This is a genomic window from Kribbella sp. NPDC048837, assembly GCF_055586945.1.
The window spans coordinates 55,580-69,849 of sequence record NZ_JBVJHF010000016.1 but is presented as its reverse complement, the minus strand read 5'-3'; the positions used below and the strand labels follow the sequence as shown (position 1 = coordinate 69,849).

Sequence of the window (14,270 nt, the reverse complement as noted above, 5' to 3'; positions counted from 1 at the left end):
CCACCGTGACAGTAGGCCCGTCCCGACCGGCCTTCAAGTCCGATTCCGCCACCTGGATTAAGGTCGATCAATGGGATGGAAGTTCTGGAAGCGTGGTAGCGCACCCGCGAACACCTTTCCGGGGACGCGGCCGCAGGACACTCTGCCGGTGGGTTCGTTCGGGCTGACCGTCGACGACGTGTTCTCGATCACCGGCCGGGGCACGGTGGTGACCGGCCGGGTGATGGCCGGCACGGTGACCGTCGGCGAGCAGGTCCTGCTGAGCCGGGCCGGACAGCCGCTGGTGCAGATCGAGGTGACGGGGATCGAGATGTTCCGCAAGACGGTCACCACGGCCAAGCCCGGCGACAACGTCGGTCTGCTGCTCCGCGGCCTCCAGCGGGACCAGGTGCTCAAGGGCGATGTGCTGAGCAAGTAATGTCGGCGCCATGAGCGCGTGGGCCGAGGTCGGAGATCGTTGCTGGGTCCGTCGGTACGACGAATGGGACCTGAACATCGGCCTGGTCGCCGGATCCGGCGGCGCACTGCTGATCGACACGCGAGCCACGACCGAGCAGGCCGAGGAACTGCGCGAGCACGTCCGCGAGGTCACCGACCAACCCGTGCGCTGGGTCGTCAACACCCACGCCCACTTCGACCACGTCGTCGGCAACAGCGTGTTCGACCAGGCCGAGATCATCGCGCACGAGAACGCCGCCGCCGCGGCCAAGCTGACGGCGACCACGTTCGCGGTCGCGAAGGTCGTCGACCTCGGGGACCGCCGGGTCGAGCTCCTTCATCTGGGCAACGCACACACCGATGGCGATGCCGTCGTGGTCGTCCCCGACGCGGACGTCTTCTTCGTGGGTGACCTGGTCGAGGAGTCGGCACCGCCGTCGTACGGCGAAGACTCGTATCCGCTCGAGTGGCCCGACACCGTCGACCGGGTGATCGGCCTGCTGTCCGGCACCGCCAAGGTCGTCCCCGGGCACGGCGCCGTGGTGGACGCCGAGTTCGTCCGCGACCAGGCCGACGACATGGGCACGGTCGCCAACACCATCTCCGGCCTGCACCACGCCGGTACGTCGCTGGACAAAGCCCTCACGCACACCGACGACTGGCCGTGGCCGCTGGAGAAACTGCAGGACGCGATCAAGCGCGGCTACGGGGCACTCGGTGCCCCGACCCGGCCGACCCTCCCCCTCGTCGGCCCGGGATAACTGCCCGAAAAAGCCAGCCGCCCCTCCCCTCCTCGGCCCGAGATGCTGACCGTTTGGTAGTTGTCCGTTGACAGGACGTCACGTCGTACCGCACGTTGTTGCGGAACGGATGTCTCGACCGGATCGGGTGGTGGGGCCAATGACCACGACGGAGCAGACGGTTCATCCTGACGGGCGGGTCGAACTGACCGATCCGGACGCGGTCGCGAACAGCCCGTACGCCAACGCCGAACTCGCGCCGACCCGGTTGCCCGAGCGGCACTGGACGACGTACAACTACGCCGCGCTCTGGATGGGCATGGCGCACAACATCCCCAGCTACCTGCTCGCGGCCGGTCTGGTCGCGCTCGGGATGAACTGGTTGCAGGCCTTCCTCACGATCACCTTGGGAAACCTGATCGTCCTGATCCCGCTACTGCTGAACAGCCACGCGGGAACGAAGTACGGCATCCCGTTCCCGGTCTTCGCGCGAGCGTTCTACGGCGTCCGCGGTGCGAACTTCCCGGCGTTGCTGCGGGCGTTCATCGCGTGTGGCTGGTTCGGCATCCAGACCTGGATCGGCGGGCAGGCGATCTTCGTGATCGTCGGCGAACTGTTCGGCAAAGGCTGGACCGACGCGTCCGCGATCGGCGGGCACCCGTGGACGCTGTGGCTCAGCTTCGCGTTCTTCTGGGTGCTCCAGATGGTGCTGATCTGGCGCGGTATCGAGGGTCTGCGCCGGTTCGAGAACTGGGCCGCGCCGCTGGTCACGGTCGCGTTCCTCGCGTTGATGATCGCGATCCTGGTCAAGGCCGGCGGTCTCGGCCCGATCCTGGACCAGCCGTCGAAACTCGGCTGGGGCAGCGACTTCTGGAAGATCTTCCCGCCGGCGCTGATGGGCATGATCGCGTTCTGGGCGACGCTGTCGCTGAACATGCCGGACTTCACCCGGTTCGGAAAGGGCCAGCGGCAACAGGTCTGGGGCCAGATCATCGGCCTGCCGACGACGATGTCGTTCATCGCGCTGGTCTCGATCATCACCACGTCCGGGACCGTGCTGGTCTACGGTACGGCGATCTGGGACCCGGTCGAGCTGACCCGCCGGTTCGAGAACCCGCTGGTCGTGACGATCGGCCTGGTGATGGCGATCCTGGCGACGATGTCGTGCAACGTGGCCGCCAACGTCGTCAGTCCGTCGTACGACTTCGCGAACGCACTGCCGCGCTGGCTGAACTTCCGCACCGCGGGCCTGGTCACCGGCGTGATCGGCATCGTGATCCAGCCCTGGCGGCTGATCTCGGACCCGTCGATCTACATCTTCGTCTGGCTGTCCTTCTACGGCGGCCTGCTCGCCTCGGTGGCCGGCGTCCTGATCGCGGGCTACTGGCTGATCGACCGGACCAACCTGTACCTGGCCGATCTGTACCAGGTCAACGGCCGCTACTGGTACTCCGCCGGCTGGAACTGGCGTGCGGTCGTCGCCACCCTGCTCGGCTCGTTGCTCGCGGTCGGTGGCGCGTACTCGAACCCCGGCGCCGGCCCGTTCCCCGAGGACGGCCTGATCCCGTTCCTCAAGCCGTTGTACGACTACTCGTGGGCGGTCGGCCTCGTCGTCGGCTTCCTGACGTACCTGGTCCTGACGCTCACCGCACCGAGCCGCCAGCCCAGCCCGTCGCACGCCGCTCCCACGTTCTAGTCCTCCCACGACATACGGTTGTGCGGTGGCTGATCGGTATGGGAACGACGTACTCAGTGGGGATTGGCGCAAGCCCAAGAACGGGCGGACCGTCGAGGTCGAGATCGAGAAGGGGATGGTCGTCGAGGAGCCGAGCTCGGGGTTCGTCGGTGCGATCGTGCGCTGGGAGCACGGCGTGGTCGATCTCGAGGACCGGTTCGGCAAGATCAAGACCTACCCGCTCGGCCCCGGCTTCTGGCTGGACGGCAAGCCGGTCAGCCTGAAGGCGCCGAAGAAGGCCGGGCCGGCCAGGAAGACCCGGACGGCGTCCGGTTCGGTTGCGGTCGACAACGTCCGGGCGAAGGTCGCCCGCGCGAGCCGGATCTACGTCGAGGGCCGGCACGACGCCGAGCTGGTCGAGCGGGTCTGGGGCGACGACCTGCGGATCGAGGGCGTCGTGGTCGAGTACCTCGAGGGGGTCGACGACCTGCCCGGGATCGTCAACCGGTTCCAGCCCGGTCCCGGCCGGCGGCTCGGCGTCCTGGTCGACCATCTGGTCGAAGGCTCCAAGGAATCGAAGATCGCGGCCCAGGTCACCGACAAGCACGTGCTCGTCGTCGGTCACCCGTTCATCGACATCTGGGAGGCGATCAAGCCGTCGTCCGTCGGGATCAAGGCCTGGCCGGCGATCCCGCACGGGCAGGACTGGAAGAAGGGCGTGCTGCGGACGTTCGGCTGGCCGGCCACCGACCAGGCCGACGTGGCCGCGGCCTGGAAGCACATCCTGTCCAAGGTGAACAGCTTCGCCGATCTCGACCCGGCCCTGCTGGGCCGGGTCGAGGAGCTCATCGATTTCGTGACGCTGGACTGAGGTCCGGTATCCGCCGCTCGATCCAGGCCTGGATCCGGCGCCGCGCGCGCCGGACGTACCAGGTCACCAGGCCGAGGATCGCGGTGACCGCGAGGACCGCTCCGGCCAGCACGGCGGCGATGATGCGTACGGCGCCGCCGTCGACGACCCCGGCGACGACGAGCAGCACCACGCCCACCAGCAACGTTGCCAACGGCAACCATGGCTCGAACAGCAGCGGCCGCTGCGCCGGGCTCAGGTTCGCCCCCCGGACCATCCGCGTCCACACCGACTCCCGGGCCGGCTCGGCGAACCAGCGAGCACACCGCAGCAGCCACGACCGGGGTTGATGCTTGCGGCCCGCGGCCGACTTGACCCAGTCGCCGACCTGCGGCCCGAGCCCGCCGGAGACCTCGACCATCCGGTCGGCCAGTCCCTTGGTGGTCGCGCGTCCCTCGGCGGATTGATTGAGCTCGTCCCGCATCGTGACCAGCGCGCCCAGGCCGGCGTCGACCGGGAAGTCCTCGGCCAGCCGCTGGATGCGCTCGGCAATCGCCCCGATCTTCCAGTCCTCCGCCTCGAGCACCTGCCGCTGCGTCTCGCGGATCCAGTCCGCGTCGGCACCGAGCATCGCCCCGAGGTGGGCGACGCAGTGCAACCGGCCCATCAGCCAGTCCCACCGCCGCCAGTCCGCCGCACCGAACGCGCCGAAGTGCCCGACCTGCGAGCCGTACAGGATGCGGTCCTTGAGGTCGTTGGCGATCGAGCCCTCCGGCTGGTCGTCCAGCAACGTCAGCGGGATGTCCGGTCCGAGCCGGAGGAACTGGAACGGCGCACTACGCTGCTGCGGCGTTCGCGCCGACGTGCACCGGGACACGATCTCGACCTCGAGCGCGGTGTCGATCAGGTCCCACCCGATCGAGGCGATCAGATCGAGGAAGACGTCGCCGAGCGCGCGCTGGATCTGCAGCTCGTCGAAGATGTCCGCCAAGCCGATCGCGACCGCCTCGGCACCACCGGCCGGCCGCAGATCGAGATCGGCTTTGGCCAGCTCGTCGTTCAGCGCGTCCCGCACCGCCTGTACGTGCAGCAGGCAATCACTGGCCGCCTTCAGCCGCCGCTCGAGCTCGCCCCGCTCGGCGGGCCCTGCGTCACTGACCCGGCTCCGCAGCGACCGCAGGATCAGCCGTACGACGCGTTCCGCCGCCCCGGTCCCCCACAGCCAGCTCGACTGACCCGCCTCGTCGTTCTGCAACGCGGCCGTCGAACCGTCCGGGCCCGGAACCCACGGATGCTTGGTCGCCAGGACCTCGTCGATCTCCGGCTCCGACAGTGCGGTCGCGGCATCCAGCACGGTCGACTGGTCGTGGTTCGCGATCATCACCGCTTCCCACACCCCGCCGGCCGCACGACCCCGCGAGTACACCGGCTGCAGTGCTTCGGCGGCCGCCTTCAGCCGGACCCGCTCCTCAGGGTGCTCCATGCAACGATCGAAGAGCCGCTGGGTGTCCGACCAGGACGCGTCCGCCTCCATCAGCAGCCGCTCGAGCTGCTCGACATCGGACCGGAAGTCCACCTCGCGCGGGAACTGCACCGCCGACAACGCGGACACCCGCCAGCTCGGCTCCTTCGCCTCGGGCAGCGCCGTCGACGCACTCCCGATCCCGGCCGACGGTACGACGTACAGCACGTAGCGGCTCGCTCGTCCGGCCACGGGCCGGCGCGCGACGACATCGAGGACCGGCCCGAACGGCGCGTTGTCGAGCACCCCGCCGTCCACCAGCCAGGCACCGGATCCGGCCACCGCGGTGGGCTGCATCCGCGGTGGCGCCGCGGCCAGCTTCGGCGTCTCCAGCACAGGTCCGAACGCGGCCGGGAACGACGCGGACGCACGAGCCGCCCGGGCCAGCAGCCTGGTGTCCTTCAGTCCGTTCTTGTCCGCGACCGAGTACTTCCGCGTCTTGCCGTCGTACGTCTCCGCGTTCTCACTGGTGAACGCGTACAGATAGCGGTGATCCGGTACGACGAAGGCCTGGCCCGCGGCGTCCCTCGCCTCGAACTGCTGCACACCCAACCCGGAGGCGGTGACGAACAGCGTGACCGGCTCCTCCGCCGCGCTCTCGCCCGCGTCGGCGACACCTTTGATCAGGTTGTCCAGCTCCTGCAGGAAATACTTGCCGTCGAGCACCGAGCTGGACTTCTCCCCCGCCGACGGCACCAGCTTGCCGACCTCGAGCGACCCGAGGCCGACCCACTTCTGCCGCAGCCACGGACCGCCGTCGCCGCCCGGGTCCAGCGTCGAGCCGTTGGAGATCGCTGTCGCGAGCAACGACCCGTTCAGCCCGCCGGCGCTCGTGCCGGCGATCACGTCGACCACGACCCGCCGGTCGTCCTCACCACTGCGGCACAGCTCCCGCCAGCGGCGCGCGAGCTCCTCGTCGTACGGCTGCGACTTCGGTGCCTTGCCGTCGCCGGACGCCCGCCGGATCAGATCCAGCTCGTGCGTCACCCCACCCATCCACACCGCCAGGCTGACCCCACCGTTCAGCACCAGCGCGATCCGGATCTCGTGATCGGTCATGCGTCCCCCCTCGACCCAGAGATACCACGGCCGTGACGTCGATTGACAGTTGTCGCAGCGGAGAGTGAACAAAAGGTTGTCGCGATCTGCACGCAGGGTCATCCTGTTCAGTGGGGGTGGTCGTCATGCGCGGTTTCGCAGTGACGGTTTCGGTGCTGGTGGTTCTGCTCGCGGGGTGTTCGGACACGTCCGGTGACAGCGGCACGTCGTCACCGGAGGTCACCACGCCGGCGGAGAACACCAACGAGCCGGCACCCGAACCGACAGAGCCTGAATCGACACAGCCCCAACAAGAGCAGCCGTCGATAAACATCGCATCGCTACCGGTCGGCGGATCGCCGATCGACGACGCCAGTCCGAACTGCACCTCGGTGAGCCTGACGGACACATCGCTCCCGGACGGCACCACGATCGAACTCGGCTCACCCACCTTCGACCCTCCGGGGGTCTTCGACGCCGATCAGTCGGCCTGCCCCGGCGATCTCCTGGCCTGTCCGGGCGTCAAGTGGACGGCGGACAGCCACGACACCTGCTACGCCGGCGTCCGGCAGAGCGCCGACACCGGCACCACGACCCTGCAGATCCCGGGCAAGGCGACCTGTGCGAGCCAGGAGGACTGCGACAGCCTGGAAGGCCGGAGCGGCAGCCAGATCCTGCTCACCGCACAACCACCCTCGGGCGGGTAGGGATGGCGGACGAGCGGTCGCAGGCCGAACGCTGGGTGAGCTTCGCCGCCGGCATCGTCACGCCGATCACCCTGATCAGCGCGCTGTTGTTCTACTTCGGGTATGTGTCCGCGCGATCGCAGTACGCGTACTTCGGGATCGACGTCGACACCATCGGTCTGAGTACGCAGGACTACGTGATGCGCAGTCCCCAGCCGTTGCTGGTGCCGTTGCTCGTCATTACGCTGCTCGCGGTCGCCGGTCTGCTGCTGCACAACGCGATCCATCCAACGGCTTCCGGCGTACGACGGGCCGCCCGGCTGGCCGTCGTCGTCCTGGTGCTGGGGGTGGCCGGACTGCTCGCGTATCCGTTGATCGGGCACCTTCCGTACTACGCGTTGGTGGTGCCGGCCGTGATCGGTCTGGCCGCGGCCGCGCTCGCGTACCTCACGTACCTGCGCCGCAAGGTCGATCCGGGGCTCGGCACCCAGCGAGTGCTGATCGTGCTGCTCGGGGTCGTGACGGTGACCTGCGCGTTCTGGGCGACGGCAACGACAGCGCAGTACTCCGGACGCGGGCTGGCGAAGTCCGACGCGCGGCACCTGGACCGCTTCCCGGTCGTCATCCTGGACACCAAGGAGAAGCTCGCCCTCCGGTCACCGGGTCTCGAAGAAACCACCCTCCGCGCCGGCGCCGGCCAGACCTTCAACTACCGCTACCGCGGTCTCCGGCTCCTCGTGGTCGGCGAGAACCGCCTGTTCCTGGTCCCGCAGAACTGGACCGCGTCCAACACGACGGTCGTCGTACCGCTGGACGACTCGATCCGGGTCCAGTTCCAGTTCCAGAACGACCCACCCTGACCCTCGACGGCCGGACTGGGCCGGGCTGATACTCGGAGGCAGGCAACCAAGGGGGAAGCGATGTCCGAGTTGACGGATCTGAAGGAGAAGCTGAACTCGATCACCGAGACCGAGTGGGAGGCCTACGTCAAGGTCCGCGACATTCTGGCGCTCGGCTCCGATCTCCTGCTCGGCGGCGGTGCGGGAGCGACGGAAGCGGCCGGAGCGACGGCCTTCTTCGGCAAGGTCGTGCGGTGCGCGATGCTCGGTGTCTTCGAGCCCGCGGTGGGTGCCGGCGCGATCGGCGGGTACGACGAAGGCGCCGTACGGCGGTTCGCTGATCTCGGCGAATGACCTCGGTGCGGGCGGTTCCGGTCCCCGACTGGCTGTCCGTGGTGTCGTCGTCAGCTCGCGAGCGGGAGATGCTCGCGAGCCGGCTGGCCGCGCTGCGCGTCGTACTGATCGGGCGCGCGGACATCACCGACGCGGTGCGCGCGGTCTTGACCGGCTCCGGGATCCAGCCTGACCTCGTCATCCGGGTGCCGTATCCGCGGCAGCGCGACGAACTGCCCGAGCTGATGACGGGTGCGGATCTCGTGGTCGCGGCAGGTGACGGCTCGCTTCCGGTCCTGCATCCGTGGGTCAACACCACCGGCCTGATGTTGGGTGTACCGACGGTCCACACCGAGCTCCGCGGCACGCGGGCGACCGTAGGTCCGCTGGTGCTGCCCGGCACGGGACCCTGTTTCCTGTGCTGGCGGATGCGCGCGCTGGCGTGTGCGGACGACTTCGCGGCGGCGATGGCGCTCGAGGAGGAGCTCGACGCCCGCCGGATCCCGGATGACGCGGAGTGGCCGGTCCTGCCGGCGCTGTTGCCGATGGTCACCGGCGTGCTGGTGGCGGAGCTGTTCGCGCTGACGCTCGGGATCGCGCCACCACGACTCAATGCCGGCGTACTGACACTCGATGCGCACGGCACCGAAGACCTGCACCCGGTGCTGCCGCGCCCGGACTGCCCAGCCTGTTCGAAAGTGCGCGCCAGCGACGTTGTGGTCGCTGCCGGGCCTGCTGTCGACTCGTTGTGCGGCGTGGTCCGCCGGCTCGAAATGCTGCCGAAGGATGTGTCCGAGCCCGAGCGACCCCTCATTGCCGCCGCCGAGCTGGCCAACGTGCACTTCCGCACCGGCGATGCTGCCTTCCTGGTGTGCTCCGGCAAGGGCTGGACGCGGCAGGAGGCCCGCGACGGCGCGCTCGGCGAAGCCCTGGAACGGTACGCCGCCATGACCTGGCACCCCGACCGCCGCGTCAGTTCGACGTACGACGGACTCGGCCGGCCGGCGGTGCATCCGCGCGACCTCGTGCTGTTCGCCGACCACCAGTACGACGCGTTGCCCTACCAGCCGTGGCGGCCCGAGACCGAGCTGGAGTGGGTGCCGGCCGAGTCGCTCGTGACCGGTGATGAGGTCTGGATCCCCTTGCTGGCAACGCATCTGGGGTACCGCCCACCTGCCGAAGCCGCCCTGTTCCCGGCGACATCGAACGGGTTCGCCGCCTGGCCGGACCGGGCCGGCGCGACGCTGCGGGCCTTGCTCGAGGTGGTCGAGCGGGACGCGTTCTCGATCGCCTGGTCGCACCGGCTGCCCGGGCGTTGTGTCGCCGCGACGGACGTTCCGGACGAGCAGACCCGCGCGATCGCCCTGTCGTACGCGCGCCGCGGCGTCGAGGTCGTGGTGCATCTGTTGCCGTCCGACACGGTGGCGGCGGTGGCCCTCGCGATCCTGTGGTCCGCTCAGGCGCCGGCCGCGGTGGTCGGCGTGAGTGCGGCGCTCGATCCGGTCACCGCCGCGAGGTCCGCCGTCCTCGAGGCCGGGCAGGTGCGGCCGATCCTGCTGGGTCGCCTGCGGGAGTCCGCCGTACGAGCCCGGATGGCGGAGCTGGCCGCCGCGCCGTCGAACGTGGCGACCCTGGACGACCACGACCTGCTGTACGCCGACCCGCACGCGGCCGCGGCCGGGATGGGTTTCCTCCGGGAGGCACCGCGTCAGCCGTGGCCGGACGCCGTACCACTCGTTGCTCAGGGCAAGGATGGTCTCGCCGAGCTGACCCGGTCGCTGGCGCAGGTGGCGCCGGATGTGCTCGCCATGGACCTCACGCCACCGGATGTGGCCGGCCTCGGGGTCCGCGTGGTGCGCGCGGTGGTGCCTGGGTTCGTTCCGATCTGGTTCGGTGCGGACCAGGCCCGGCTCGGCGGGCAGCGGTTGCTGGAGCTGCCGAGCCGGATGGGTCTGCGGCCGCGGCCGGCCCGGTGGGACGAGCTGAACCTCGACCCGCATCCACTCGCGTGAAGGGCTGACCGATGTCCGAGACCTTCCGCGACGGCCAGCCGCTCGCCTGGACCTATCACCGTGGCAGTTCCCGCGTGCTGCTCGATCCTCCGCAGCCGACCTCACCGCAGCACGGGCCGGGGCGGGAGGACCCGACGGCACCTTGGTTCCCGTTGCCACCCGGTATACTGATCCGAGCAGCGCTGACCGATCTCGTCCGCGCACGGGTTTCCTGCCGGGCGTTCCTCGACAAGCCGCTCGGCCTCGCCGAACTGGCCACCCTGCTGCGGATCGGGTACGGCGTCACCGGGGCAACCGATGGCGGCCCGGTACGCATCATCGATCGCGCGGCGCCGTCCGCCGGCGGGCTCTACCCGCTCGAGGTGAGTGTGCTGGTGCGATCGGTGCACGGCCTCCCCGCCGGGATCTACCACTATGTGCCGTTCGCCGACGGCCTCGAGCAGGTCCGGGCTGAGGCTGTGCCGCCGGCCCTGGTCAGCCGGCTGTTCCTGGGTCAGCCGTGGGCAGCCGAGGCCGCCGCCGTACTCGTGCTCTCCGCGGTGTGCGAACGCAGCCTGACCAGGTACGCCGACCGCGGATATCGCTACCTGCTCCTCGAAGCAGGACACGTGGCGCAGACCCTCGTCCTCGCGGCGACCGGGCTCAACCTCGGCGCAGTCACTCTCGGTGGCTTCCTGGACGACGAGCTCTCCGAATTGCTTGCCCTCGACACCGAGTCGGAGATCGTCCTGTACGGCACGGCAGTCGGTCACCCCGTCAGTGGGAACCGCCTCGAGCGCCGGGCTCTTGACCGAGTCTGACCGCGAGGGCGGCCACCTCACGCCGCGACGCCGTCCCGGTCTTGTGCAGCAGGTTCGACACGTGCACGCTGACCGTCTTCTCGCTGATGAACAGCGCCTTCGCGATCTCGGCGTACGTCCGGCCGGCGACCAGATGGGACAGTACCTCCCGCTCGCGTCGCGTCAACGACTCGAACGGCGCCGGCGGTTGGACGGGCGGCGCGGTCGTCACCGGTTCCTCGAGCCGGATCCGGGCGAGGGCGGCGAGTGTCTCGACCTGCTCCCGCAGGGGGATCGCGCCGACCTCCTGCGCGAAGCGGTACGCCGATCTGAGCGGTTCGGCGAGCGTGGACCGGGTCGCTCTCTCGCCGAGCAAGGCCTGCGCCCAGCGCCAGGACGCCATCGCCTCGTCCCACCGCAGTCCGGCGGCGGCACACCGGCGTACCGCTTCCGCCCAGAGCTTGGAGGTGGGCTTCTCCGCCTCGTACCTGGCGGTTTCGGCTTGGAAGAGCGCCTTCCTCGCCGGCTGGATCAGGTCCTCGGGACCGATGACCTCGAACGGCGCCGGCTGCATGCCGCGTCGCACCTCGAGGAGATCCTCGAAGGCCTCTTGGGTTCTGCCGACGTCCGCACCGTCGCTGCGGTCCCGCGCCGCCTCCATCAGGTCGGCGGCCGCCCGGGCACCCCAGACCAGCATCTCGTCCGCGTCGCGGGTGTCGGCTACCTGGGCGACCATCGTGCGCGCGAGCAGATCCAAGGCCTGCTCGGCCTGCCCCACGGCGATCAAGTACTCGGCCAGGACCTGCTGGGCCGACAGACCGGCTCGGTCCTCGAGGCCCGGTATCAACTCTCGCGCGCGTTGCAGGTGTAGTCCGGCCACGTCCAGTTCGCCCCGCCGGACTGCCAGCGAGGCTGCGCCCAACCGGACCATGGCACTCGCATTCGGGAGGGCCGCCACGGAGAGCCCTTCGCGGATGGCGACGCCGCTTTCGGGCAGGCGTCCCAGCATCAGGAGGTGATGGGCCAGCAGTCCGGCGGCGAAGACCGCTACCGAGAACGCACCGACGTTGAGCGCGACGGGGAGGAACTCGCGGGTCACGTCGACGCAGTCCGTCACGCGACCTCGCCGTTCCAGGTAGTTGTGCCTGATCACGAGAACCCGCCAGGTCAGTTCCGGGTCCCCGGACAGCTTGGCGAAACGCAGGCCTTCCGCGGTGTCGGAGTCGGAGTGCTCGCTGCGGATGTCCCCGTTGCCCCGGACCGCGTACGCCAGACTCAGGGCCGCGCTGGATCCCGATCGATGAGCTGCCGCGACGGCGTCCTCCGCGTACGTCCGGGACAGCTCGAGCTCGTTGCTCCACCATTGACACCAGCTGAGGTAGGCCAGGGCATCGGCGTACTCGTCGCTGTCGGGGAAGGGGCGGCTGAGTTCGACGGCGTGCTCCGCCTCGGCGACCGGCCTGCCTTTCGTCCGACCGGTGGCCCAGGCCGAATCCGCCCACCGGCGCAGCAGCCGGCAGGCGCGCAGCGGGTCGGTGCGCTCGTCGACGAGCTCGAGCGTGCGGCTCCACGCCGCGAAGCTCGCCTCGCCGTCGCCGAGCAGGTCGTTGGCCCGGGCAACCCGCTCCAGCAGATCCACCTCGCTGTCCGGATCCTCGCCGGCACCGCGGCGGACCATCGGCCACAGGCGGGCCGCACGACGGAGATGGACCGCCTCCTCATGCGGCGATCGGGCACCCTTGGCCAGATCGGCGGCTCGCAGCGACGCCTCCAGACAGGCCTCCAGGTTGCGGGCGCGCTCGTAATGCAGCGCCAGGTCGCTCTGTCGTTGCAGCTCGTCGAGGCCGCTGGCGGGACGGGACTCCAGCGTCGTCGCCCACGCGGCATGCACGGGCTCGGCCTCACCGGGAACGAACGTGGCGTAGAGAAGCTCGGCGAGCAGCGGATGCCGGAACCAGCACAGGTCCCGCCCCTGCGCCACGCTGATGCCGGCGTTCGTCGCCTCGGTCAGCGCGCTGGTCAGTGCCTCACGGTCGATCCCCCGCGCCGCCGCGACCTCGCGCAGATCGTCGATCGACGTCGGCCGCCCGGCGACTGCCATCAACCGCATGACCTCACGGCCCGGGATCGAGAGCCGGTGCCACGCCGCGAGCAGGGCTCCGGTCAGCTCCGCCGCGAGATCGGTGGGGAGCCCTTCGGCGCTACTCGTCAGACCTTGCACGAGCAGCTCGGTGAGGTACGGATTGCCGTCGGACCGGCGTACGACCTGATCCACCAAGCGGCGCTGCGGCGGACCGTCCAGCAGGAGTGTCAACTGTTGCTCGGTCTCGTCCCAGCTCAGCCGGTCCAACCGCAGGTCGGTGACCGACGGCAGCCGACGCAGGTCGGCCAGCCACGTGTGCATCGGGTCACCAGACATCATTTCCTCGTCCCGGTAGGTGGTCAGCACGGCCAGCCGCTGTCCGCGGAAGCCGGCGACCAGGTAGGCGAGGGCATCGCGTGAGGCCAGATCGGCCCACTGCACGTCGTCCACCACCAGCACCGTCGGACCATGCGAAGCGATCGCCTGAACCAGCGAATCCACCACGGACAACAGCCGGACCGCACTGTCGGACGTGCGCCCGCCCAGCGAAGGCAACAACTCCCCCGCGGCCGGGACCGCAGCGAGTACCGCGGACCGCTCGCGAGGCTCGGCCGACTCGAGCCACCCCTCCAACGCACCGATCAACGGAACGTACGGCGCATCCACGGCACCGAAACGGACGCATCGGCCCCACAGGACCGCGACGCCTTTCGCAGCCGCCTCGTCACAGACCGCGGTGGCGAGGCGGGTCTTGCCCACGCCGGCTTCTCCGTGCACGAACACCGCACACGGCCGCCCTTCGACGGCTCCCTGGACCGCGGCGCCCAGGATCCCTCGTTCCCCGATCCGGCCCACCATGCCAGGCGAGCGCGCGACCGCCGCCCCTCCCACGGCTCCCAGTCTGACGTGATCAGGCCGGACCGGCCACCTTCTTCGGCGTCGCGCTCTCCGCCTGCCGGTCGAACACCGCTCTCGCGGGCGCCAGCGGATCGAACCGGATCGGGACCCGCTGACCCGCGTGCGGTACGGCTCCCGGGAGCGGGTACCGCACGTCGTTCTGGATCAGCGAGGTCCCGACCACGTAGCGCACCAGCAGGAACGTGGAGGTGCCGGTACGCAGGACCGAGACCACTTCGGCGTTCACCCGGCGCCAGTTCTCGATCTCGGTCTCCTGATCCTGGTCACCGCGACCATGCACACTGACCAGAACCAGGACACCCAGGCCCAGAGCGACTCCGGCCATCAGCAGCTGAACGATTCCTGACATCGGTCCCT

12 protein-coding genes are annotated in these 14,270 nt (G+C 69.7%); 9 read left to right on the top strand and 3 right to left on the bottom strand.

Features of this window, described 5'->3' with window-relative positions; all coding sequences use genetic code 11:
• Positions 1-70 precede the first annotated feature (70 nt).
• The 4 genes from ACZ6O0_RS42685 (at position 71) to ACZ6O0_RS42670 (ending at position 3,724) form a co-directional block, all read left to right on the top strand.
• A complete protein-coding gene (locus tag ACZ6O0_RS42685; protein ID WP_465770830.1) occupies positions 71-418 on the top strand; it encodes an EF-Tu/IF-2/RF-3 family GTPase in 348 nt (115 codons plus the stop codon).
• Between the two features lie 10 nt (positions 419-428).
• Positions 429-1,199, top strand: a complete 771-nt coding sequence (locus tag ACZ6O0_RS42680; protein WP_465770829.1) for an MBL fold metallo-hydrolase — start codon at positions 429-431, stop codon at positions 1,197-1,199.
• A 139-nt stretch (positions 1,200-1,338) separates the two neighbouring features.
• Positions 1,339-2,874: an NCS1 family nucleobase:cation symporter-1 gene (locus ACZ6O0_RS42675; RefSeq protein ID WP_465770827.1), complete on the top strand. Its 1,536-nt coding sequence runs from the start codon at positions 1,339-1,341 to the stop codon at positions 2,872-2,874.
• A gap of 25 nt (positions 2,875-2,899) precedes the next feature.
• On the top strand, positions 2,900-3,724 hold the full coding sequence (locus tag ACZ6O0_RS42670; RefSeq protein WP_465770826.1) for a DUF3097 domain-containing protein: 825 nt from the start codon (positions 2,900-2,902) through the stop codon (positions 3,722-3,724).
• On the opposite strand, the gene ACZ6O0_RS42665 is transcribed toward ACZ6O0_RS42670, so the two are convergent.
• Positions 3,699-6,284 carry a DUF3376 domain-containing protein gene (locus ACZ6O0_RS42665; protein ID WP_465770825.1) on the bottom strand — a complete coding sequence of 862 codons (2,586 nt, stop codon included), beginning with the start codon at positions 6,282-6,284 and terminating at the stop codon, positions 3,699-3,701. The genes ACZ6O0_RS42670 and ACZ6O0_RS42665 overlap by 26 nt on opposite strands.
• Before the next feature lie 125 nt (positions 6,285-6,409).
• On the opposite strand from ACZ6O0_RS42665, the gene ACZ6O0_RS42660 reads away from it, so the two are divergent.
• From ACZ6O0_RS42660 to ACZ6O0_RS42640, 5 genes are read left to right on the top strand one after another with little or no spacing between them, the layout of a single operon-like run.
• Positions 6,410-6,970, top strand: coding sequence for a hypothetical protein (locus ACZ6O0_RS42660; protein WP_465770824.1), 561 nt, complete (start codon positions 6,410-6,412; stop codon positions 6,968-6,970).
• Between the two features lie 2 nt (positions 6,971-6,972).
• Complete coding sequence (locus ACZ6O0_RS42655) at positions 6,973-7,809, top strand: hypothetical protein (protein ID WP_465770823.1); 837 nt, start codon at positions 6,973-6,975, stop codon at positions 7,807-7,809.
• Between the two features lie 60 nt (positions 7,810-7,869).
• Positions 7,870-8,142, top strand: a complete 273-nt coding sequence (locus tag ACZ6O0_RS42650; RefSeq protein ID WP_465770822.1) for a hypothetical protein — start codon at positions 7,870-7,872, stop codon at positions 8,140-8,142.
• Positions 8,139-10,133 (top strand): TOMM precursor leader peptide-binding protein, encoded by a 1,995-nt coding sequence (locus ACZ6O0_RS42645; RefSeq protein WP_465770821.1) that lies wholly within the window; start codon positions 8,139-8,141, stop codon positions 10,131-10,133. The genes ACZ6O0_RS42650 and ACZ6O0_RS42645 overlap by 4 nt, the downstream gene beginning before the upstream one ends.
• A gap of 11 nt (positions 10,134-10,144) precedes the next feature.
• A complete protein-coding gene (locus ACZ6O0_RS42640; RefSeq protein WP_465770820.1) occupies positions 10,145-10,933 on the top strand; it encodes a SagB/ThcOx family dehydrogenase in 789 nt (262 codons plus the stop codon).
• Here the strand turns inward: ACZ6O0_RS42640 and ACZ6O0_RS42635 are convergent.
• Both ACZ6O0_RS42635 and ACZ6O0_RS42630 read right to left on the bottom strand, forming a co-directional pair.
• Positions 10,890-13,886 carry a helix-turn-helix transcriptional regulator gene (locus ACZ6O0_RS42635; RefSeq protein ID WP_465770819.1) on the bottom strand — a complete coding sequence of 999 codons (2,997 nt, stop codon included), beginning with the start codon at positions 13,884-13,886 and terminating at the stop codon, positions 10,890-10,892. The two genes, ACZ6O0_RS42640 and ACZ6O0_RS42635, sit on opposite strands and share 44 nt — an antisense overlap.
• A gap of 19 nt (positions 13,887-13,905) precedes the next feature.
• Positions 13,906-14,262, bottom strand: coding sequence for a hypothetical protein (locus ACZ6O0_RS42630; protein ID WP_465770818.1), 357 nt, complete (start codon positions 14,260-14,262; stop codon positions 13,906-13,908).
• Between the last annotated feature and the right edge of the window lie 8 nt (positions 14,263-14,270).